Annotated in this window: 21 protein-coding genes; 16 read left to right on the forward strand and 5 right to left on the reverse strand. The window is 56.9% G+C overall.

The window, feature by feature from the left end; translation table 11 throughout:
* Positions 1-41: 41 nt before the first annotated feature.
* Positions 42-953: a 23S rRNA (adenine(1618)-N(6))-methyltransferase RlmF gene (gene rlmF, locus UR504_RS04955; RefSeq protein WP_164850618.1), complete on the reverse strand. Its 912-nt coding sequence runs from the start codon at positions 951-953 to the stop codon at positions 42-44.
* Positions 954-1196: 243 nt separating this feature from the next.
* Here rlmF and mcbA point away from each other — a divergent pair, with 243 nt between their 5' ends.
* From mcbA to ybiJ, 3 genes are all read left to right on the forward strand, one after another.
* Positions 1197-1463, forward strand: a complete 267-nt coding sequence (mcbA, locus tag UR504_RS04960) for a DUF1471 family periplasmic protein McbA (protein WP_111963837.1) — start codon at positions 1197-1199, stop codon at positions 1461-1463.
* A 122-nt stretch (positions 1464-1585) separates the two neighbouring features.
* On the forward strand, positions 1586-1852 hold the full coding sequence (locus UR504_RS04965) for a DksA/TraR family C4-type zinc finger protein (RefSeq protein WP_115874557.1): 267 nt from the start codon (positions 1586-1588) through the stop codon (positions 1850-1852).
* A 285-nt stretch (positions 1853-2137) separates the two neighbouring features.
* Entirely contained in the window at positions 2138-2398 is a 261-nt protein-coding gene (ybiJ, locus tag UR504_RS04970; RefSeq protein ID WP_013097471.1) for a DUF1471 family protein YbiJ, read from the forward strand.
* Positions 2399-2514: 116 nt separating this feature from the next.
* Here the strand turns inward: ybiJ and ybiB are convergent, their stop codons facing one another.
* Positions 2515-3477: a DNA-binding protein YbiB gene (ybiB, locus tag UR504_RS04975; protein ID WP_248173092.1), complete on the reverse strand. Its 963-nt coding sequence runs from the start codon at positions 3475-3477 to the stop codon at positions 2515-2517.
* A 266-nt stretch (positions 3478-3743) separates the two neighbouring features.
* Between ybiB and UR504_RS04980 the strand changes: the two genes are divergently transcribed.
* The 5 genes from UR504_RS04980 (at position 3744) to UR504_RS05000 (ending at position 9104) form a co-directional block, all read left to right on the forward strand.
* Positions 3744-4280 (forward strand): fimbrial protein, encoded by a 537-nt coding sequence (locus tag UR504_RS04980; RefSeq protein WP_302234592.1) that lies wholly within the window; start codon positions 3744-3746, stop codon positions 4278-4280.
* A 68-nt stretch (positions 4281-4348) separates the two neighbouring features.
* Positions 4349-5023 (forward strand): molecular chaperone, encoded by a 675-nt coding sequence (locus UR504_RS04985; protein ID WP_320739404.1) that lies wholly within the window; start codon positions 4349-4351, stop codon positions 5021-5023.
* Between the two features lie 24 nt (positions 5024-5047).
* On the forward strand, positions 5048-7591 hold the full coding sequence (locus UR504_RS04990; protein WP_115874552.1) for a fimbria/pilus outer membrane usher protein: 2544 nt from the start codon (positions 5048-5050) through the stop codon (positions 7589-7591).
* A gap of 20 nt (positions 7592-7611) precedes the next feature.
* Entirely contained in the window at positions 7612-8604 is a 993-nt protein-coding gene (locus UR504_RS04995) for a fimbrial protein (RefSeq protein ID WP_302235031.1), read from the forward strand.
* On the forward strand, positions 8601-9104 hold the full coding sequence (locus UR504_RS05000) for a fimbrial protein (RefSeq protein WP_133294035.1): 504 nt from the start codon (positions 8601-8603) through the stop codon (positions 9102-9104). Before UR504_RS04995 ends, UR504_RS05000 begins: the two co-directional genes overlap by 4 nt.
* On the opposite strand, the gene dinG is transcribed toward UR504_RS05000, so the two are convergent.
* Both dinG and rhlE read right to left on the reverse strand, forming a co-directional pair.
* Positions 9091-11268, reverse strand: coding sequence for an ATP-dependent DNA helicase DinG (gene dinG / locus UR504_RS05005; protein ID WP_302234586.1), 2178 nt, complete (start codon positions 11266-11268; stop codon positions 9091-9093). The genes UR504_RS05000 and dinG overlap by 14 nt on opposite strands.
* A 97-nt stretch (positions 11269-11365) precedes the next feature.
* On the reverse strand, positions 11366-12766 hold the full coding sequence (gene rhlE / locus UR504_RS05010; RefSeq protein WP_302234584.1) for an ATP-dependent RNA helicase RhlE: 1401 nt from the start codon (positions 12764-12766) through the stop codon (positions 11366-11368).
* A 205-nt stretch (positions 12767-12971) separates the two neighbouring features.
* On the opposite strand from rhlE, the gene cecR reads away from it, so the two are divergent.
* Genes cecR through UR504_RS05035 form a run of 5 tightly spaced genes read left to right on the forward strand, consistent with a single transcriptional unit; the run spans position 12972 to position 18612 of the window.
* Positions 12972-13649, forward strand: a complete 678-nt coding sequence (gene cecR / locus UR504_RS05015; protein WP_274242358.1) for a transcriptional regulator CecR — start codon at positions 12972-12974, stop codon at positions 13647-13649.
* Positions 13646-14641 carry a secretion protein HlyD gene (hlyD, locus tag UR504_RS05020; protein WP_302234581.1) on the forward strand — a complete coding sequence of 332 codons (996 nt, stop codon included), beginning with the start codon at positions 13646-13648 and terminating at the stop codon, positions 14639-14641. Before cecR ends, hlyD begins: the two co-directional genes overlap by 4 nt.
* Entirely contained in the window at positions 14634-16373 is a 1740-nt protein-coding gene (locus UR504_RS05025; RefSeq protein ID WP_302234578.1) for an ATP-binding cassette domain-containing protein, read from the forward strand. Before hlyD ends, UR504_RS05025 begins: the two co-directional genes overlap by 8 nt.
* On the forward strand, positions 16363-17496 hold the full coding sequence (locus tag UR504_RS05030; RefSeq protein WP_149366200.1) for an ABC transporter permease: 1134 nt from the start codon (positions 16363-16365) through the stop codon (positions 17494-17496). Before UR504_RS05025 ends, UR504_RS05030 begins: the two co-directional genes overlap by 11 nt.
* A gap of 9 nt (positions 17497-17505) precedes the next feature.
* Positions 17506-18612, forward strand: a complete 1107-nt coding sequence (locus UR504_RS05035; protein ID WP_039261395.1) for an ABC transporter permease — start codon at positions 17506-17508, stop codon at positions 18610-18612.
* Here UR504_RS05035 and UR504_RS05040 read toward each other — a convergent pair.
* Entirely contained in the window at positions 18574-18984 is a 411-nt protein-coding gene (locus tag UR504_RS05040) for a YbhQ family protein (RefSeq protein WP_014883088.1), read from the reverse strand. The two genes, UR504_RS05035 and UR504_RS05040, sit on opposite strands and share 39 nt — an antisense overlap.
* Before the next feature lie 133 nt (positions 18985-19117).
* Between UR504_RS05040 and UR504_RS05045 the strand changes: the two genes are divergently transcribed.
* From UR504_RS05045 to UR504_RS05055, 3 genes are read left to right on the forward strand one after another with little or no spacing between them, the layout of a single operon-like run.
* Entirely contained in the window at positions 19118-19879 is a 762-nt protein-coding gene (locus tag UR504_RS05045; RefSeq protein ID WP_111963824.1) for an endonuclease/exonuclease/phosphatase family protein, read from the forward strand.
* Entirely contained in the window at positions 19876-21114 is a 1239-nt protein-coding gene (gene clsB / locus UR504_RS05050) for a cardiolipin synthase ClsB (protein ID WP_111963823.1), read from the forward strand. Before UR504_RS05045 ends, clsB begins: the two co-directional genes overlap by 4 nt.
* The gene (locus UR504_RS05055; protein ID WP_111963822.1) at positions 21114-22076 is read left to right on the forward strand and encodes a lysylphosphatidylglycerol synthase transmembrane domain-containing protein; all 963 of its coding nucleotides are present in this window, start codon (positions 21114-21116) and stop codon (positions 22074-22076) included. Before clsB ends, UR504_RS05055 begins: the two co-directional genes overlap by 1 nt.
* The last annotated feature ends 15 nt before the right edge of the window (positions 22077-22091 follow it).

Raw genomic sequence — 22091 nt, forward strand, 5'->3', positions numbered from 1 at the left:
GCCGGGTGGCGGCTTCGCCTTACCCGGCCTACGACGGAGTGCTATTTGCGACGTTTGTTATTGTCCATAAACGACCAGGCGATAAAGCGGCTTTGCTTCTGACCCTGCGCCATCTCTTTTTTCACCACTTTTACGGCGCCCGCCTCGGTCAGGGCGCGGTAAAGTGGCGGCAGGTTATCTCCGCGGGATACCAGCGTCGTGAACCACTTCACCTGACGCCCAAACTGTTTGCTTTCCGCAATCATGCGCAGGATAAACGCCACTTCGCCCCCTTCACACCAGAGCTCCTGCTGCTGACCACCGAAATTCAGCGCGGCATCCTCAGCCTGACCCAGGTTGCGGCGCTTGCGCTCGCTGCCCGCACGGGCCGATGCCGCCGAATCATGGAAAGGTGGATTGCACATCGTGGCGTCATAGCTTTCGTTTTTGTGAATAATGCCGTTGAAGATCGAAGCCGTATCTTTCTGTCGACGCAGGCGAATGGCGCGGCTTAATCCCGGGTTAGCGTTGATAATCGCCTGGGCGCTGGCAAAGGCCTCGTCACCGATTTCACTTCCGGTAAAGCGCCACTGGTATTCATGCGCGCCAATCAGCGGGTAAATCAGGTTTGCCCCGGTGCCAATATCCAGAATGGTGGCCTGCTGTGGAACAACACCCTCATTACCTTCGGCAAGAAGGTCAGCAAGGTGGTGAATGTAATCAGCCCGGCCCGGTACGGGTGGACAGAGAAAGCCTTCCGGAATATCCCATTGAGCCACACCGTAAAAATGCGCCAGCAGGGCTTTGTTCAGCATTTTCACCGCCTGCGGGTCAGCAAAGTTGACCGAGGGCTCACCCGCTGGGGTCTGAACAAGGTAGTCCTGCAGCGGCGGGCAGCTCAGGCATAACGCGTTCATGTCGTAGCGGCTGCGGTGGCGATTTCGCGGGTGTAATCCCGGCTTTTGGGCAGTCATGGCATTCTCCTTTAAACAGCGGCGTAAGATACCCTGTGCTGGCTCAACGGTAAATCTTTCTCTGCGGCGCTTAGAAACTCGCCATAAATCAAGCACCTTTATGTCTATGATCCGTCAGCGAATTGTCAACTTATATCGTTCAAAAAATAAGCAGATCATCATCAAATATTTGCGCTAAGTCACACTCGTCAGGCTTCTAAACTTAAGGGGAATCACCTGTTGTTTCCTCATGAGGATGTGATTATGAAAAAGTACCTGACCCTTGCTGTTATCGCAGCCGCCCTGACGACCGCGTCATTTTCTGCCATGGCCGTTCAGTCGCTGACCCAGAGTACCGACACCAGCCAGCTTCGTCCTGCGGGCACCGTTTCGGTTAGCCGCGCCAGTAACCTTGACGATCTACAGGCTAAACTTGCTGAAAAAGCCCGCCAGGAGGGTGCAAAAGGATTCGTGGTGAACTCCGCTGGCGGAGACAACCATATGTACGGCACCGCGACCATCTATAAATAATCTTTCTCTTCCATAAGACTGCATCTGCCCAACGGGTGCAGTTCTCTTCTCCCTTCGCCTTGATTGTTCATTTTTCAACCCCATAGTGAACGTATACCTTAAACCGATTTCAGGAGGGCGCTATGGCTTCCGGCTGGGCAAATGACGACGCTGTTAACGAACAGATCAACAGTACTATTGAAGATGCGGTTGCGCGTGCCCGCGGTGAAATTCCGCGCGGCGAAAGCCTAACTGAATGTGAAGAATGCGGAGACCCCATTCCGGAAGCGCGCCGAAAAGCCATTCCCGGAGTAAGGCTTTGCATTACCTGCCAGCAGCATAAAGATTCGAAAAACTCATCGCACTCGGGATATAATCGCAGAGGTTCAAAAGACAGCCAGCTACGTTGACTTTCCTTTACCTAAGTTAACCGTGCCGGCCCTTAGCTTTACGCTCACGATTTTTAGCGAACCGCGTAGCAAAATGTGCCCTTCATTTCGCGTCTGTAAAGCGTATCCACAAGAAGTGTAAAGCGGTGCTTTGAATTTATTAATATTCAATAAGTTATTTGTCATTCAATTTTTTTGAGCAACCACGTCAATTCTCTTCGATTTTATCTCTCGAGAAAAACCGTGATACTTATCACATCGACGGAACATCGTCCCCTTAACAGAAACACCTGCGAGAGATTAATTATGAAAACCATCAAATATGCTGTAGCTGCTGTTGCCCTGTCCGCTCTGTCTTTCGGCGCTTTTGCTGTCGAGCCTGTCTCTTCTGCTCAGGCACAGAACATGAATAAAGTCGGTGTGGTCAGTGCTGATGGCGCCACCACGCTGGACGGCCTGGAAGCCAAACTGGCTGAAAAAGCCGCTGCTGCTGGTGCAAGTGGATACACCATTACTTCCGCTAACGGTAATAACAAGCTGAGCGGTACCGCGGTTATCTACAAGTAATCGACTGAATGAATGCTGTCCCCTCGCCATACCCTCTGGTGAGCTGCTCCACCTTCATTGACCCTGTTGTTGTTACCCTTGCTTGCCCGTCCGCCACTGGACGGGCTTTTTTTTGTCTAAAACGCCTGCGCCACACGTTCAAGCCCGGCCTGGACAGATTCCACTTCGCCGGTTGCCAGCAAACAGCAGGCCATTTGCAGCTTAATCGAATGCGGAACAGGAACATTTCCGGCAAGGCACTGCTCAATCCAGTGGGCTGTAGTATGGGGATCTTTTGCCTCAGGCAATATCACACCGGTATTCTCTTCCCCACGCTCAAGAATGGCGCGCGTACCTGAAGAATCAATCAGCATGATCTGCGGGCAGCGCTGCGGGTTCGCATAAACCTCGCCTTCCGTGCCGTGCATCAACAGCGCCCTTGCGCCAATTGCCTCAAAGAATTGCCCCACGCGTGCCACGTATTCCGGGTGCGAGACGCTGGAGAGACGCAGGGCGGCATCTTCGCCAAACGGCGTGGCCAGTTTTGCCAGCGTATGCGCGCTGTTGCGCACGCCCATGCGCCAGCGCATATCAAGCTGCTTCTCCAGCGGCGGGCAGAGCGTGCCGACCGGGATATAAACAGGCTGGTGGCCATCCAGCTTAGCCTGCGCCTGACCGGCATGACGCGTTGGTTCAATCCCCAACATCCCGAAAATGGTCTCCGTCAGCACGCGGGTGGGATCTTCGCTTACGCCGTGCACCACCACCGGGAATCCCAGCTTGTGTAATAAGATAGCGAGCAGCGGAGTTAAATTTGCCTGCTTGCGCGCACCGTTGTAGCTCGGGATCACGATCGGCATAGGTTTTGCCACCGGCGGCGTTAAGCGCAGCGTTTGTGCCTGCATGGCTTCATAGAAGCCATGCATCTCCGCTTCACCTTCGCCTTTAATACGCAGCGCAATAAGGATACCGCCCAACTCAAGCTCCGGAACCTCGCCGTTAAGCATACGGGTGTAAAGCGCGCGAGCAGTTTCATGGTCCAGGTCGCGGGCATGATGCTTCCCACGCCCTACCTCTTTGATAATTTTACGATAATCCACGACATTTCTCCTTACAGCAGGTTATCAACAATATAGCCCTGATAATGACTCCGCCGTTAGTTTTTTTGGCCGCCCTGCTGATTTTTATAATTAATTGTTTTATTGAGAAAAATTATTTTGCAAGAATTAATTGAATTATTTGGAAGCCGCGCAGGACCTTTCCCGACCCGAGTTTTCTGATTAAATAACCAGCGGTGAGTAGTTGAGACATAACTTCGAATAATGCGGGATGCAGATGTCGAAAGGAGAAACATACAGGTTTAAATATGAAAAAAGTCACTTTAGGTTTATTCATTGCTGCCGCTCTGGGATGCTCTGCATCTTCGTTCGCAGCATCCACCGGTGAAGGGCAAATTAACTTCACAGGTGAAATTATCGATTCCGCCTGTCAGGTCGTTAACGGCTTAAGCAGTCCGCTGAATGTTGCTCTGGGCAAAGTATCCAAAACAACATTTACAGGTGTAGGCTCTACCAGCACCTTAACGAAATTTGATATTCAGTTAAAAGACTGCCCGGAAACGGTCACGTCTGCAGCCATTAATTTCGGTGGTACGCCAGATGCGGACAATAACACCACGCTGTCCTTGACCCCGGGTGCGACGACTGCAGCTGGCGTGGCGATTCAGCTGGTTGATTCTTCCGAACAGCCTGTCAGTTTATATACGCCTTCCAAGCAGTACCCTTTAGCTGCTGGAACGACGGTAAATAATCTGGAGTTTGGCGCGCGTTATATTCAGACTCAGGCATCGATCACTGCCGGCCAGGCTAACTCAGTCTCTACTTTTACAGTGATTTATAACTGATACGTTCAATGAGGAGATATTCGTCTTCACGCGAAGGCTAATATTTCCTCTTTCATTGAGACAGATTTATGCGACACAGTTATTTATTAAGCGCACTTTTACTGACCGCAGTAACAGCCCATGCAGGTGTGATTATTAATGGCACCCGACTGGTTTATCAGGGAGAGAAAAAAGAGTCTTCGATTGGGATTTCCAATCCGGATGAGATTAACTATCTGGTACAGTCCTGGGTGGATACCGGTTTGAAAAAAGGCGGTAAAGCGCCATTTCTGATTACTCCACCGCTGTTCCGTCTGAACGCTAAAGAAGATAACGTGTTGCGTGTGGTCCGCACCGGCGGAAATATGCCAGAAGACCGCGAGTCGTTGTACTGGTTAAATATTAAAGCCATTCCTTCTTCAAGCCATGAAGAGGGCATTAATACATTACAAATAGCCATTAATACCCGTATTAAATTGCTGTATCGCCCTGCATCGATTAAAGGTAAACCCGAAGCAGTTGCTGACAAACTGGAATGGCACCGCGAAGGCAATGATCTGGTGGTAAACAATCCCACGCCTTTCTATATGAATTTCCAGAGCGTTACGCTGAACGGCCAAAAAGTGGCAAAAGCGACCTGGGCTGTGCCAAATACCTCTACCCGCTTTGCTCTTCCGGTAAATATGCGCGGTAACACCGTAAGCTGGTCGGTCATTACCGATTACGGAAGCATCAGTAAAACCTGGTCTGCATCCGTTCGTTAATACTCTGTTGACGCCTGAATAATCATGTACAGCACAAATAAGCCGCTATTACGTCGACTGCGTGAAATGCTGCCCACTTTTTGTGGAATAGCGGTGACATGCTGCGCGCTGCAGGCCCACGCTGATGATTATTTTAACCCTGCCCTGCTGGATATTGATAATCCAGAGCAGGCAAAGACCGATCTCTCTGTTTATGAAAAAGGTCCCGGTCAGGCGCCAGGTAAATATCAGGTCACGGTGTTCGTCAATAACAATAAAATCGACACCCGTGACGTCCTTTTTACATTACAAAAAGATGCTCAGGGAGAAGATTCCCTGCAGCCTTGCCTGAGTCTGGATGAATTAACGCGTCTGGGCATCAAAACCAAAGATTATCCAACGCTGGCGGCAAAAGGGGAATGCGCGGACCTCAGCGCCATTCCTTCGGCCTCGGCAACTTTCCGCATCAAAAACCAGCAACTACTGCTGAGTATTCCCCAGTCGGCTCTGGGCCAGGTGCCTCGCGGCTACATCGACCCGAAAGAGTATGACGAAGGGATCACCGCGGGCATCCTGAACTATAGCGTTAACGCCAGCCAAAGCCGCGCTCGCCAACAAGGAGAAGCGGACAACAGCAGCCAGTTTATTAACCTGCGTCCCGGTTTTAACATTGGTGCCTGGCGCGTGCGTAATTACAGTACCTGGAACCACAATTCGGATGGCGGTCAGGACGACGGCAAGCTGAACACGGTCTACACCTATGCCCAGCGCGATATCGTGGGGCTGAAGAGCGAGCTGACCGTGGGACAGAGCAGCACCCAGGCCGACGTTTTCGACAGTGTCTCTTACACTGGCGCACAGCTGGCTACCGAAAGCGACATGCTGCCGGACAGCGAGCGCGGGTATGCCCCGGTGGTACGCGGTACGGCGCACAGTAACGCCCAGGTGGTGGTTCGCCAGAATGGCTACGTTATCTACCAAAACACCGTCGCCCCGGGCGCGTTTGAGATTAACGATCTTTACCCTACCGGCAGCAGCGGCGATCTGAACGTCACGGTAAAAGAGACCGACGGCAGCGAGAGTCATTTCGTGGTGCCGTTTGCCTCCGTGCCGGTGCTGCAGCGGGAAAAACACCTGAAGTACAGCGTCGCTGCGGGGCGCTACCGTTCATACGATAAAGAGGTTGAGAAGACCCCTTTCGCCCAGGGCAGCGCCATCTATGGCCTGTCACACGGCGTCACCGTTTACGGCGGTACGCAACAAAGTTCGCATTACCACTCCGCCGCGCTCGGTGCAGGGAAAAACTTTGGCGATCTCGGAGCGTTCTCCCTGGACGTTACCCGCGCCAAAGCGTTACTGAAAAAGCGCAAAACCAGCAAAGGGCAATCCCTTCGTCTGCGCTACAGCAAAAATTTTACCGCGACCGGCACTAACTTTTCGCTGGCGGGTTATCGCTACAACAGCAAAGGGTTTTATACCCTGCAGGACACCATGGAGTCCTGGACCAGTGCAAACGACTGGTCCGCTCCACAGCAGCGCCGCTCGCGGGCGGAGGCCACCATCGACCAGACCCTGGGCGACAAGTGGGGTTCGGTGACGCTAAGCCTGGTGAAAGAGCGTTACTGGAGCCAGAGTCAGGATATGACCTCCCTGAGCGTTAACTACAACAACAGCTGGCACGGCGTGAGCTATAGCCTGAGCTACAGCGTCAATAAAAACAGCAACGACACGGACGAGGACGGTAAATCCATCAGCTATGACCGACAAATCGGCCTCAACGTGTCGGTTCCACTCGACCGCTGGCTGCCTAACACCTGGGCAAACTACAGCCTGAACAACAGTAAAGACGGCACCACCCACAACCTGGGGCTGAATGGTACCGCGCTGGAGGGAGACAAGCTGAGCTGGAACGTGCAGCAGGGGCTGGACAGCGCCAATAACAACACCGCCACCAGTATGAATGCGGATTACAAAGGCACCTACGGTGAAGTGCACGGCGGCGTAAGCCAGGACAGCCATCAGCACACCGTGAACGCCGGGATCCAGGGCGGCATTGTCGCCCACTCTGACGGCATCACCTTCGGTCAGACCCTGGGAGAAACCGTGGTGCTGATTAAAGCGCCGGGCACGCATGGCACACACGTTGCCAACCAGACGGGCGTGGAAACGGACTATCGCGGCTATACGCTGGTGCCGTTTGTCACTCCGTGGCGTCACACCCCAATTTCGCTGGACACGGAGACACTGCCAGAAGATGCCGACGTGACGCACGCCTCGCAGACGGTTACACCAACACGCGGCGCGATAGTTCGTGCCAGCTTCGATACACGCGTGGGCAACCGCGTCTTAATGACGCTGGCCTGGAAAGACAAACCGCTACCCTTCGGCGCAACGGTTACCACGGAAGATAAGAGCAGTGAATTTATCGTCGGTAACGACGGCGTGGTGTATCTCACCGGACTGCCGCAGCACGGACGCCTTTTCGTTTCCTGGGGCAAGGAGGGGAGCGAGCATTGCGTCGCCGATTACGCCCTGATGCAAGAGAAAGATAACACCAACATTATTAACGCTGCGGCGCAGTGTCACTGATTAACACCGGACCGATCATGATGCAGATAGCAAGATCATTTTTCTTACTTTTAGTTCTGGCGACGGCGGCACTCTTTATGCCGCATGCGAAAGCTTCTTGCCAATCGCCGAGCCTGCCCGCGCTACTATCATTAACGTCGATTTCGGTCTCCACCAGCCTGCCCGTAGGTTCGACCATTCCGGGAACTGAACGCACCGTGCACATATCGGGAAACTGTTACTACGCGCCGGATGCGGGTCAGCCAATCATCGCGTGCTACAACGGCTTCGGCAAAGAGATCCCCGGGCTCCCTGGCGTCTATGAAACAGGCGTTGCTGGTATCGGCATCTCGCTAAGAAATGATAAAGGACAGCGCGTGACCGGCGCAGCGGACCAGATTTGTTCGGCGAATATGCCCGTAGGTCAGGTCTCCGGTACGATAAACAGTGACTCTACCATCCCCTTTAGCTTTGACGTGATGCTGGAACTGGTAAAAACCAGCGAAACCGTGGCTTCGGGCGCACTGACAATGAGCAATACGCAATTCAACCTTGCAGTGGGACGAGTTGAGGCCCTGGGTGACCCTAATACCCTCTCTTACTCAGGCAATGTTCAGGTAAAAGCAGTGACCTGTTCGGTGTCACCTAAATCCCTGACCGTCACGCTGGGTGATTTTCCGGTGAGCCGTTTTACCGGTCCGGGAACACTGGTCTCCCAGTCGGTATTCAATATCGGCATGCTCTGCGATCGGGATGTACAGCCGGAAATGATGATCACCAGCGCCAATGGCTATGAAACGAATTTTCCCGGCGTGATCAAATTAACGCCGGAAAGCGGCGTCGCCACCGGCGTGGGGGTGAAAATGCTCTTTAACGGCCAGATACCTGTTTTCGGGCAATATATGAATACCTTTACCGCCTATGCCAATATCCAGTCGCAATATCCCTTCAGCGTCTCTTACGAACAAACCAGTTCGGAGGTGACGCCCGGAACGGCGAATGCCGTCGCAACCATTACGGTAGCCTACAAATGAAAACGTTATTAACCCTTTTACTGCTTGGAGTGGCCAGCCAGAGCCTGGCGGAAGAAATTCAACTCGATGTTCGCGGAAACATTTATGCCAACGCCTGCCAGGTGGACAGCGCCAGCCAGAACCTGACGGTCAATCTGGGCAAAGCGAATACCGGCGATTTTAAGGATGTGGGCGATACCGGACAATGGAAATCATTCGACTTAACCCTGTCGAAATGCCCAACCACTTCCGTGCTGGCCACGGCCACCTTTCACGGTCAGCCAGACAGCCTTCATCCGACTAAATTCGCCAGCACCGGAACCGCGAAAGGACTGGCGCTGGAGCTTGCCGACCCGCAGGACCAGATCTCGCTTGCCCCGGACGCCAGCTTCAGCGTGCTGATCAACCAGAACAATCACACGGCGGATTTCCCGCTGGCCGCCCGCTATTACGCCACCTCATTGCCGGTCACGGCAGGAACGTTCAGCAGCGTGGTGCAGGTGACCTTCATTTACCAGTAGGACCGCGCCCCTTAGCACGGATGCTTTTCTTGCGCCCGGCGGCTGGTTTTGCCGGGCGTTTTTTTACCTCGGGCACCTCTGGCTGTTCGATCGGGAAGATCGGCAGCGCGTTCAGTAGCCGTTGGCCGTAATTTTTGGTGAGCAGGCGTTTATCATAAATCACCACCTCCCCCCAGCAGCCGTGGCTACGGATCAGACGCCCGACCTGCTGAATGAGGTTAAACGACGCCGCAGGTAAGCTTTGCACCTCAAACGGATAGCGATTGAGGCTTTTCAGCCACTCCCCTTCGGTGATCACCACCGGGCTATCGATAGGCGGGAAGGCGATTTTATGTATATGCACCTGCGTCAGGTAATCGCCCTTCAAATCCAGACCTTCCGCGAAGGACTGTAATCCCACCAGCACGCTGCGCTCGCCGTTATCAATGCGTTTGCGGTGCGTTTCCACCAGCCGGTAGCGCGGCTGATCGCCCTGCACCAGCAGCAATAAACGCAGATCGGTGACGTGTTCGAGGAAGCGCTGCATCGCGCGTCCGCTGGCAAACAGCACCAGCATGCCGGGGTATTTCCTGCTCTCAACCTGTTCACGGAAGTAGGCCGCCATTTCCGCAATGTGCTGCTCTTCGTTGTCGATGAGCGGCTCGTAATTCATGCGCGGGATCACCAGCTTCCCCTGCTCGCAGTGGTTAAACGGCGAGTCCAGCGCGACAAAACGATCGCCCGCTTTCTCTTTAAGCCCGCTCATTTCCTGCAAACGAGAAAAACTGTTCAGGGAGCGCAGCGTGGCGGAGGTGACCACCACGTGCGGTACGCTGCGCCAGATGAGCTTTTCCAGCTGATCGGCCACGCGGATGCCCACGCAGTGGAAAAAGAGATGCACCTGGCCGTCTCGCACTTCACGGGTGGCCCATTTGGTGACCGGCGCGCCCGACGCCTGCGCCATCGAGGCCAGCCGCCAGAGCTTGCTCTGCGCTTCGAACATCCCCAGCGCACGGTTCATCTGCAGCAGGATGCGGTGCAGACGCACCACGTCATGCGAGCCGGTTTTCTCGCTCAGATCGTTTAAGAACATCTCCGCCAGCCCGCGCAGCTTTTCCAGATGCTTCGCCAGCTGCTGGCAGATCTCCATCACCTCGTCCGGCAGTTCGCCCATGGCAAAACGGTGTTCGGCCTCCTGGGTTGCCGGAAGATAAAGATTCAGGATGTTGTTCAGCGACGAGATAAGGCTGTAAACCTCTTCACAGTGGTCGCTCAGACGCTCCGGTACCGCCAGCGGCGGCGTGGTTTTCGGGCGGAACTGCTCCATGCAGGTGGCGACAAGCTTGCAGAAGAGATCCAGCTGCAGGCGGAACCAGGGCGCGGTAATTTCCGCGCTCATCTCCAGCGCGTCGCGCGCCACGTCGGGCAGATGGTGTCCTTCGTCGAGCACCAGCAGCAGGTTTTTCGGCTCCGGCAGCACCGCTTCGCTCTCCAGCGCCGCCATCACCAGGGCGTGGTTAGCCACCACCACTTCGGCTTCCTGAATTTCGCGCCGCGCGACGAAGAACGGGCATTCGCGGTAGTAGTGACAGTTGCGGTTCAGACAGCTGGCTTTGTCGGTGCTGAGCCTGCGCCACAGATCGTCGCTGATGGCTTTATCGGTGTGATCGCGCAGGCCGTCCCACTTATAGCCATCAAGATCGCCTTTCAGCGTTGCGCAGAGCTCCTGCTCGGCTTTGTTGTTTGGCGTGAGATCGTCGTCGAGGAACGCCAACAAATCCTGTTGCGACGCCTCGCTGCTGGCAAGCCCTGCCAGGTTACGCGGGCAAACGTAGCGCCCGCGGCCGAAGGCGGCCGTAAACCGCAGATCGGGGATGATTTTGCGCAGCAGCGGTAAATCTTTACTAAAGATCTGGTCCTGCAAGGCCACGTTGGCGGTGCTGACCACCAGCGTTTTATCCTCTTCCCGCGCAATCGCGATGCCGGGAATGAGATACGACAGGGTTTTCCCGACGCCAGTCGGGGCTTCAATCGCCAGATGTCGCCCGTCGTCCCCGGCGAGCGTTTTTGCCACGTCGGCAATCATCTGCCGCTGCGGCGCTCGGGGGATAAAGTCGGGGATCTGCTGTTGTAGCGCCTTATACCATGCGCCAATTTGCGCTTTCAGCGCAGCGGTTAAAGCCATCGGAAAACCTGAAACACTGTATAAACAGCCACTATTGTGGCACTTTCTCTTCTCTGCCGCAAAAAGAAAAGCCCGGCTTTACGACCGGGCTTCCATATTACTGCGGGTTAGCAGGTTTACGCGGGCGGCGTCGACGCTGCCCTTCCCCTGCCGGCTTGCCTTCGCCGCTGCGCCACGGGTTTTCGCCGGCCGGTTTGCCGTCGTTGCTACGACGCGGCGGTTTGCCGGATGACTTCGGCGCGCCACCTTCGGCACGACGCGGCTGCTGGCCGCGACCGCCGCCGCCCTGACCGCGACCGCCGCCGCCCTGACCGCGACCGCCCTGACGACCGTTCTGAATCGGCTCGGCTTTGATTGACGGGTCCACTTCATAGCCCGGGGTTTCGATGCGCGGGATCTCTTTCTTCAGGAGGCGCTCGATGTCGCGCAGCAGCTTGTGCTCGTCCACGCAAACCAGAGAGAGCGCTTCACCGGTGGCCGCCGCACGGCCGGTACGGCCGATACGGTGCACGTAATCTTCCGGCACGTTTGGCAGCTCGTAGTTCACCACGTGCGGCAGCTCTTCAATGTCGAGGCCACGGGCAGCGATGTCGGTGGCCACCAGCACGCGGATGTCGCCGGACTTGAAGTCCGCCAGCGCACGGGTCCGCGCGCCCTGGCTCTTGTTACCGTGGATCGCCGCACTGCGGATGCCGTCTTTGTTCAGCTGTTCAGCCAGGTGGTTGGCACCGTGCTTGGTGCGGGTAAAGACCAGCACCTGCTGCCAGTTACCCTGGCCTATCATCTGGGAGAGCAGTTCCCGCTTGCGCTTTTTATCCACAAAGTGAACGTGCTGCGTCACCTGCTCGGAGGCGGTGTTGCGGCGCGCCACTTCCACTTCCAGCGGGTTATGCAGCAGCTTTTCCGCCAGCGCCTTGATCTCGTCGGAGAAGGTCGCAGAGAAGAGCAGGTTCTGACGACGCGCGGGCAGCTTGGCCAGCACGCGACGAATATCATGGATGAAGCCCATGTCGAGCATGCGGTCGGCTTCGTCCAGCACCAGAATTTCAATGCTATCGAGCTTCACCGCGTTCTGGTGTTCGAGGTCAAGCAGACGGCCCGGCGTTGCTATGAGCACGTCCACGCCGCCGCGCAGCTTCATCATCTGCGGGTTGATGCTGACGCCACCGAAAACCACCAGCGAGCGAATGTTGAGATAGCGGCTATAGTCACGCACGTTCTCGCCAATCTGCGCGGCCAGCTCGCGGGTTGGGGTGAGGATCAGGGCACGAACCGGACGACGGCCTTTGGCGTGCGGCTGATTTTTTACCAGCAGCTCTAACAGCGGCAGGGTAAAGCCCGCGGTTTTACCGGTGCCGGTCTGGGCGCTGGCCATCAGGTCACGTCCCTGAAGAACGGCGGGGATCGCCTGCTGCTGGATTGGGGTTGGCTCAACGTAGCCCTGCTCTGCGATCGCGCGCAGAATTTCCGGGTTCAGGCCAAGGGAATCAAAAGACATAAAAACTCCGAACCGCCCCGACCATCACAGGTGTAGTTTTCAGGGAGATATAACAATTGAGAGGACAAAAACCACAATGTCGCGAAGGAGCGGAGTGTAGCAGCTTTTGTGACGTGGCGCATAAAATATCCCTCCGCATTCCCTCGACGTTAGCGGGAATCAGGCATAATCTTAATCAATCGATTGATTAATTCTTAATGCCGCCATGAATACGACACCCACAACAACCAAAGGTGAACAGGCCAAAAACCAGCTTATCGCCGCCGCGCTGGCGCAGTTTGGTGAGTACGGCCTGCATGCAACCACGCGCGATATCGCCGCGCTGGCCGGGCAGAACATTGCGGCGATTACCTACTATTTTGGCTCAAAAGAGGATTTATATCTCGCCTGCGCCGAGTGGATCGCCGATTTTATCGGCACGCAGTTTCACCCACACGTCGAGGAGGCCACCGCGCTGCTCGGCCAGCCGTCGCCCGATCGCGAGGCCATCCGCCAGCTGATCCTCACTGCCTGTAACAACATGATCCGCCTGCTGACGCACGACGATACGCTCAACCTGAGCAAGTTTATCTCCCGCGAGCAGCTCTCCCCCACTGCCGCCTACCAGCGGGTACACGATCGGGTCATTGCTCCGATGCATACCCACCTGACCCGGCTGATCGCCGCCTATACCGGGCGGGACGCCAGTGATACCGAGACAATTTTGCATACCCACGCCCTGCTGGGTGAAATCCTTGCCTTCCGTCTGGGCAGGGAAACCATCCTGTTACGTACCGGCTGGACACAATTTGATGAGGATAAAGCCGCGCAGATAGGCGAGGTGATCGCCTGTCATCTCGATCTGATCCTGCAAGGCTTAACGCAAAGGAGCCCGAAGTCATGAAAAAACCTGTCGCCATCATTCTGGTGATCGTTGTTTTGCTTGCCGCAGGCGTCGGTGGATGGCTGTGGTATCAAGGCCATCAGGATAAAGGCCTGACGCTGTACGGTAACGTGGATATTCGCACGGTGAACATGAGCTTCCGCGTAGGCGGTCGTCTCGCCTCGCTGAGCGTGGACGAAGGCGATGCCATTAAAAGCGGGCAGACGCTGGGGATGCTGGACAAAGCGCCCTATGAGAATGCGCTGCTTCAAGCCAAAGCAGGCGTGTCCGTCGCCCAGGCACAGTATGACCTGATGCTGGCCGGCTATCGCGACGAAGAGATTGCCCAGGCCGCCGCCGCCGTTAAGCAGGCGCAGGCCGCCTATGACTACGCGCAGAACTTCTACGCGCGCCAGCAGGGGCTGTGGAAAAGCCGCACCATTTCCGCCAACGATCTGGAAAATGCGCGTTCGTCCCGCGACCAGGCGCAGGCAACGCTAAAATCCGCGCAGGATAAGTTAAGCCAGTACCACACCGGTAACCGCCCGCAGGATATCGCCCAGGCGAAAGCCAGCCTTGAACAGGCGCAAGCGCAGCTGGCGCAGGCAGAGCTCGATCTGCACGACACCACCTTAATCGCACCGTCTGACGGTACGCTGATGACCCGCGCCGTGGAGCCCGGCAGCATGCTCAGCGCGGGCAGCACCGTCTTAACGCTCTCCCTGACCCGCCCGGTCTGGGTGCGCGCCTACATTGATGAACCGAATCTCGGCCAGATGCAGCCGGGCCGCGAGCTGCTGCTCTATACCGACGGTCGCCCGGACAAGCCGTATCACGGCAAAGTGGGCTTTGTCTCCCCTACCGCCGAATTCACGCCGAAAACCGTTGAAACACCGGACCTGCGTACCGACCTGGTGTATCGCCTGCGCATCATCGTGACCGATGCGGACGACGCGCTGCGCCAGGGCATGCCCGTCACCGTAAAAGTAGACAACGGGGAACGACATGAATGACGCGGTTATTCAGCTCAACAATCTGGTTAAACGCTTCGCGGGAATGGACAAACCGGCTGTCGCGCCGCTGAACTGCACTATCCAGAAGGGCTATGTGACCGGGCTGGTCGGCCCGGACGGCGCGGGGAAAACCACGCTGATGCGGATGCTGGCCGGACTGCTGAAGCCGGATGAAGGCTCGGCCAGCGTGCTGGGCCTGGATCCGATAAAAGATGACGGCGCGCTCCACGCCATGCTCGGCTATATGCCGCAGAAGTTTGGCCTGTATGAAGATCTGACGGTGATGGAAAACCTGAACCTGTACGCCGACCTGCGCAGCGTCACCGGCGAAACCCGGGAGAAAACCTTCGCCCGCCTGCTGGAGTTTACCTCCCTCGGCCCGTTCACCGACCGGCTGGCGGGCAAGCTCTCCGGTGGGATGAAGCAGAAGCTGGGGCTTGCCTGCACGCTGGTTGGCGAGCCAAAGGTGCTGCTGCTGGACGAGCCCGGCGTCGGCGTGGACCCGATTTCGCGACGAGAACTGTGGCAGATGGTGCACGAGCTGGCGGGCGACGGGATGCTGATCCTCTGGAGCACCTCCTACCTCGACGAAGCGGAGCAGTGCCGTGACGTGCTGCTGATGAACGAAGGCGAACTGCTTTATCAGGGCGAGCCGACGACGCTGACGCAGAGCATGGCCGGGCGCAGCTTCCTGCTGCACAGCCCGCAGGAGTCCAACCGCAGGCTGCTGCAGCGGGTGCTCAAACTGCCGCAGGTCAGCGACGGGATGATTCAGGGCCGCTCGGTACGGGTGATCCTCAAAAAAGAGGTCACAGTCGACGATATTCGCCATGCGCCCGGCATGCCGACAATTGAGATGGAAGAGACCGCGCCGCGCTTTGAGGACGCGTTTATCGACCTGCTGGGCGGCGCGGGCACGTCAGAATCGCCGCTTGGGGCGATTCTGCACACGGTGGAAGGCACGCCGGGCGAAACGGTGATCGAAGCCAAATCCCTCACCAAAAAGTTCGGGGATTTCGCCGCCACCGACAACGTGAATTTTGCCGTGAAGCGCGGTGAGATTTTTGGCCTGCTCGGGCCTAACGGCGCGGGAAAATCGACCACCTTTAAGATGATGTGTGGCCTGCTGGTGCCGACGTCCGGCAAGGCGCTGGTGCTGGATATGGACCTGAAGGTCAGCTCCGGCAAGGCGCGCCAGCACCTGGGCTACATGGCGCAGAAGTTTTCCCTGTATGGCAACCTGACGGTCGAGCAGAATCTGCGCTTTTTCTCCGGCGTGTATGGCCTACGCGGGCGGGCGCAGAACGACAAAATCCGCCGCATGAGCGATGCCTTCGGGTTAACGAACATTGCTTCACACGCCACCGACGAGCTGCCGCTCGGCTTTAAACAGCGGCTGGCGCTGGCCTGCTCGCTGATGCACGAGCCGGATATTCTGTTTCTGGATGAGCCCACGTCTGGCGTTGATCCCATTACCCGCCGCGAGTTTTGGCTGCATATCAACAGCATGGTGGAAAAAGGCGTGACCGTGATGGTGACCACCCACTTCATGGACGAGGCGGAGTACTGCGACCGCATCGGGCTGGTGTATCGCGGCAAGCTGATTGCCCACGGCACGCCGGACGACCTGAAAAACCAGGCCGCCGACGATGCGGTACCGGACCCGACCATGGAGCAGGCGTTTATCACCCTCATCCACGACTGGGATAAGGAGAATGCCCATGCGCAGTAAGGCCATTTCCTGGCGCCGGGTGCGCGCGCTGTGCGTTAAAGAGACGCGGCAGATCGTGCGTGACCCCAGCAGCTGGCTGATTGCGGTAGTGATCCCCCTGCTGCTGCTGTTTATCTTTGGCTACGGCATTAACCTGGATTCCAGCAAGCTGCGGGTCGGGATTTTGCTGGAGCAGCAGAGCAAAGAGGCGCTGGACTTTACCCACGCCATGACCGGTTCGCCCTACATTGACGCCACCATCAGCGACAATCGTCAGGAACTGATCCAGAAGATGCAGGCCGGGAAGATTCGCGGTCTGATCGTCATTCCGGTGGATTTTGCCGCCAACATGGCGCGGGCAAATACCGATGCGCCGATCCAGGTGATTACCGACGGCAGCGAGCCAAACACCGCGAACTTCGTGCAGGGCTACGCGGAGGGGATCTGGCAGCTGTGGCAAATGCAGCGGGCGGAAGATCGGGGTGAAGAATTTAAACCGCTGATCGACGTACAGACCCGCTACTGGTTTAACCCCGCCGCCATCAGCCAGCACTTTATTATTCCGGGCGCGGTGACGATTATCATGACGGTGATTGGCGCGATCCTAACCTCGCTGGTGATCGCCCGCGAGTGGGAGCGCGGCACCATGGAGGCGCTGCTTTCAACCGAAGTGACGCGCGTCGAGCTGCTGCTGTGCAAGCTCATTCCCTACTACTTCCTCGGCATGCTGGCAATGCTGCTCTGTATGCTGGTGTCAGTCTTTATCCTCGGCGTGCCGTATCGCGGCTCGCTGGTCGTGCTGTTCTTTATCACCAGCCTGTTTTTACTCAGCACGCTTGGCATGGGGCTACTCATCTCCACTATCACCCGCAACCAGTTTAACGCCGCGCAGGTGGCGCTGAACGCCGCTTTCCTGCCGTCAATAATGCTCTCAGGGTTTATCTTCCAGATAGACAGTATGCCTGCCGTCATCCGCGCCGTGACCTACATTATCCCGGCGCGCTACTTCGTGAGCACGCTGCAAAGCCTGTTCCTGGCGGGGAATATTCCGGTAGTGCTGATTATCAACACGCTGTTTTTAATGGCGTCGGCGGTGATGTTTATCGGTTTGACGTGGATGAAAACCAAACGGCGGTTAGATTAAGGAGTGCGCATGTTTCACCGTTTATGGACGTTAATACGCAAAGAGCTGCAATCCCTGCTGCGCGAGCCGCAAACCCGCGCCATTCTGGTCTTGCCGGTGCTGATCCAGGTATTACTGTTCCCGTTTGCCGCCACGCTGGAGGTGACCAACGCCACCATTGCCATTTACAACGAAGACAACGGCAAACACTCCGTCGAGCTAACGCAGCGCTTTGCGCGTGCGAAAGCCTTTACCCACATCCTGCTGCTGAAAAGCCCGCAGGAGATCCAGCCCACGATCGACACGCAAAAAGCGCTGCTGCTGGTGCGGTTCCCGGCGGATTTTTCCCGTAATCTGGATACCTTCCAGACCGCGCCGATGCAGCTGATCCTCGACGGGCGTAACTCCAACAGCGCCCAGATAGCCGCCAACTATCTGCAGCAGGTGGTGAAGGATTACCAGCAGGAGCTGATGGACGGCAAACCGAAGCCCAACAACAGCGAGCTGGTGGTGCGCAACTGGTATAACCCGAATCTGGACTACAAGTGGTTCGTGGTGCCGTCGCTAATCGCCATGATCACCACCATCGGGGTGATGATTGTGACCTCTCTCTCCGTCGCCCGCGAGCGTGAACAGGGCACGCTGGATCAGCTGCTGGTCTCCCCGCTCGCCACCTGGCAAATTTTCGTCGGCAAAGCGGTGCCGGCGCTGATCGTCGCGACGTTCCAGGCCACCATCGTGCTGGGAGTCGGTATTTGGGCCTATCAGATCCCGTTCGCAGGTTCGCTGGCGCTGTTTTACTTCACGATGGTGATTTACGGGCTGTCGCTGGTGGGGTTTGGGCTGCTGATCTCGGCGCTCTGCTCGACGCAGCAGCAGGCGTTTATCGGGGTATTCGTCTTTATGATGCCCGCGATTTTGCTCTCGGGCTATGTTTCTCCCGTCGAGAACATGCCGGTATGGCTACAGGATCTGACGTGGGTAAATCCGATTCGACACTTTACGGACATCACCAAGCAAATCTATCTGAAGGATGCGAGTCTGGATATCGTCTGGGGAAGTTTGTGGCCGCTACTGGTCATAGCGGCCACGACGGGCTCAGTGGCGTACGCGATGTTTAGACGCAACATTGCGTAGCTTTTTCTCTTTGGTCAGCAACGAGACCACCGCGGGCCCTGCGAGGATTGCCAGACCCGCCAGGGCCAGCAGCAGGTTGTTTTGCAGCACGCGTGACAGCAGCCACAGAACAATCATCGCCGCACCAAAGTACCAGGTGGTGGTGAGCTCTTCGAGCACGTCACCCACCTCGCGCCAGCGCGCTTCATGGTGTCGCTGTAAGAACAGCATCGACAGCACGGTGACGCCGTAAAGGACGCATAGTCCCAGGCCAACGCGCACCAGCGTGCCGCTCATCCAGCCCATCACCAGTACGGCCACGACCAGTAAATGCAACATTATCTGCCAGCAACTCAGGCCAGTTGCGACACGAACACGTTGTTGCCACTTCATGGCTTCTCTCCTGAAGGATTTTTCTCTGCTTAATCAGACTACCGCACTTTACGGAAAATTCCGTAACGCCGCATCTTTTTGTGACGCCGACTACACTTTATTTTCATTGGGATAGTCACTCAGGAAGGAGCTTATGACGAAAAAAATGCAGCATTTCTCGCTTAAGGTGCTGACGATAAACATTCATAAGGGCTTCACAGCATTTAATCGCCGCTTCATTTTACCGGAGCTGCGCGACGCGGTGCGCACCGTCAGCGCGGATATTGTCTGCCTGCAGGAGGTGATGGGCGCACATGAAGTGCATCCGCTTCACTTTGAGAACTGGCCCGACACGCCGCACTATGAGTTTCTGGCCGACACCATGTGGAGTGATTACGCCTACGGCCGCAACGCGGTCTATCCGGAAGGGCATCACGGCAACGCGGTGCTGTCGCGTTATCCCATTGAACATTATGAAAACCGCGACGTTTCCGTCGGGGAGAGCGAAAAACGCGGCCTGCTCTACTGCCGCATTACGCCTCCCGACCTTGAGCTGCCCATCCATGTCGGCTGCGTTCACCTGGGCCTGCGCGAAGCCCATCGTCAGGCGCAGCTGAAAATGCTGGCCGAATGGACCAATGCGCTTCCCGAAGGTGAACCGGTGGTGGTCGCGGGCGACTTCAACGACTGGCGACAGCGGGCAAACCATCCGCTGAAGGTGGAGGCCGGACTGGAGGAGATTTTTACGCGAGCCAACGGCAGACCTGCGCGCACGTTCCCGGTCCGTTTCCCGCTGCTGCGGCTTGACCGCATCTATGTGAAAAATGCCCACGCCAGCAGCCCAACCGCCCTGGCGCTCCTTAACTGGCGGCATCTTTCCGACCATGCGCCGCTCAGCGCGGAGATCCACCTATGAAATGTTCCTGGCAGGAAGGCAACCGGATCACGCTGCTGGTCAACGGGGACGAGTATTACCCGGCCGTGTTTAAGGCGATTGATAACGCTCAGCAGAAGGTGATCCTCGAAACCTTTATCTGGTTCGAAGACAACGTCGGCAAGCAGCTGCACAGCGTGCTGCTGCGCGCCGCCCAGCGCGGCGTCAAAATTGAAGTGCTGCTGGATGGCTATGGCTCGCCGGACCTCAGCGATGCGTTCGTCAACGAACTGACCACCGCGGGGGTGGTGTTCCGCTACTACGATCCCGGCCCTCGCCTCTTTGGCATGCGGACCAACCTTTTCCGCCGGATGCACCGCAAAATTGTGGTGGTGGATGAGACGGTGGCGTTTGTTGGCGGCATTAACTACTCCGCGGAGCATATGTCCGACTACGGCCCGGAAGCGAAGCAGGATTACGCCATTCGCATTGAAGGCCCGGTAGTGCAGGACATTTTGCTGTTTGAGCTGGAGAACCTGCCGGGGAAAGAGGCCGTTCGCCGCTGGTGGCGACGCCGCCATCGCCCGGAAGAGAACCGGAAGCCCGGCGAAGCGCAGGCCCTTTTCGTCTGGCGTGATAACGGCGAGCACCGGGACGATATCGAACGTCATTATCTCAAGATGCTCGCCAACGCGAAGCGCGAAGTGATTATTGCTAACGCCTACTTTTTCCCCGGCTATCGTCTGCTGCACGCCATGCGCAATGCGGCCCGGCGCGGGGTACGCGTGAAGCTGATTGTGCAGGGCGAACCGGATATGCCGATCGTCAAAGTCGGGGCGCGGCTGCTTTATAACTATCTGGTGAAGGGCGGCGTACAGATCTACGAATACCGCCGTCGGCCGCTGCACGGCAAAGTCGCGCTGATGGACGATCACTGGGCCACCGTGGGCTCCAGTAACCTCGATCCGCTGAGCTTATCGCTTAACCTTGAAGCTAACCTGATCATTCACGATCGTCAGTTTAATCAGACCCTGCGGGATAACCTGCAGGCGTTGATCGTCAATGACTGCGTGCGTGTGGATGAGTCCATGGTCCCCAAACGCACCTGGTGGAACCTGGGCATCAGCGTGGTGGTGTTCCACTTTCTGCGGCATTTCCCGGCGATGGTCGGCTGGCTGCCGGCGCATACGCCGAAGCTGGCGCAGGTGGACCCGCCGGTACAACCCGAAATGGAAACCCAGGACCGCATAGAAGCGGAAGATGGAGGCAAACCCTGATGTCGAAATCGCATCCACGCTGGCGGCTGGCAAAAAAGATCCTGACATGGCTGTTTTTTATTGCGGTCGCGGTTCTGCTGGTGGTCTACGCGCAGAAAGTTGACTGGGAAGAGGTGTGGAAGGTTATCCGCAACTATAACCGGATGGTGCTGCTGGGCGCGACGGGGCTGGTTATCGTAAGCTACCTGATGTACGGCTGCTATGACCTGCTGGGTCGCGCCTACTGCGGCCACAAGCTGGCCAAACGTCAGGTGATGCTGGTGTCGTTTATCTGCTACGCCTTTAACCTGACGCTGAGCACCTGGGTCGGGGGGATTGGCATGCGCTATCGCCTCTACTCGCGGCTCGGCCTGCCGGGCGGGACCATCACGCGCATTTTCTCGTTAAGCATCACCACCAACTGGCTGGGCTATATTCTGCTCGGCGGGGTGATCTTCACCATCGGCGTGGTGCAGCTACCCGCGCACTGGTATATCGATGAGGCCACGCTGCGCATTCTGGGCATCGTACTCCTGCTGATTATCGCCGTTTATCTGTGGGCCTGCGCGTTTGCTAAACGCCGCCATATGACCATCAAGGGGCAAAAGCTGGTGCTGCCCTCGTGGAAGTTTGCGGTGCTGCAGATGGCGGTCTCCAGCGCCAACTGGATGGCGATGGGGGCCATTATCTGGCTGCTAATCGGCGAGGACGTGAACTACTTCTTCGTGCTGGGCGTGCTGCTGGTGAGCAGCATTGCCGGGGTGATTGTGCATATTCCGGCGGGGATCGGCGTGCTGGAAGCGGTGTTTATTGCCCTGCTGGCCGGGGAGCATGTCTCTCAGGGCACGATTATCGCGGCCCTGCTGGCGTACCGGATGCTGTATTACTTCCTGCCGCTGGCGCTGGCAACGGTCTGCTATCTGGTGCTGGAGAGCCGGGCGAAGAAGTTACGGGCGAAGAACGAGAAGGCGCTGGCGAAATAAAAGCAAAACGGCAAC

The organism is Enterobacter sp. 241F3, from assembly GCF_034106785.1.
Lineage (GTDB): Bacteria > Pseudomonadota > Gammaproteobacteria > Enterobacterales > Enterobacteriaceae > Enterobacter > Enterobacter vonholyi.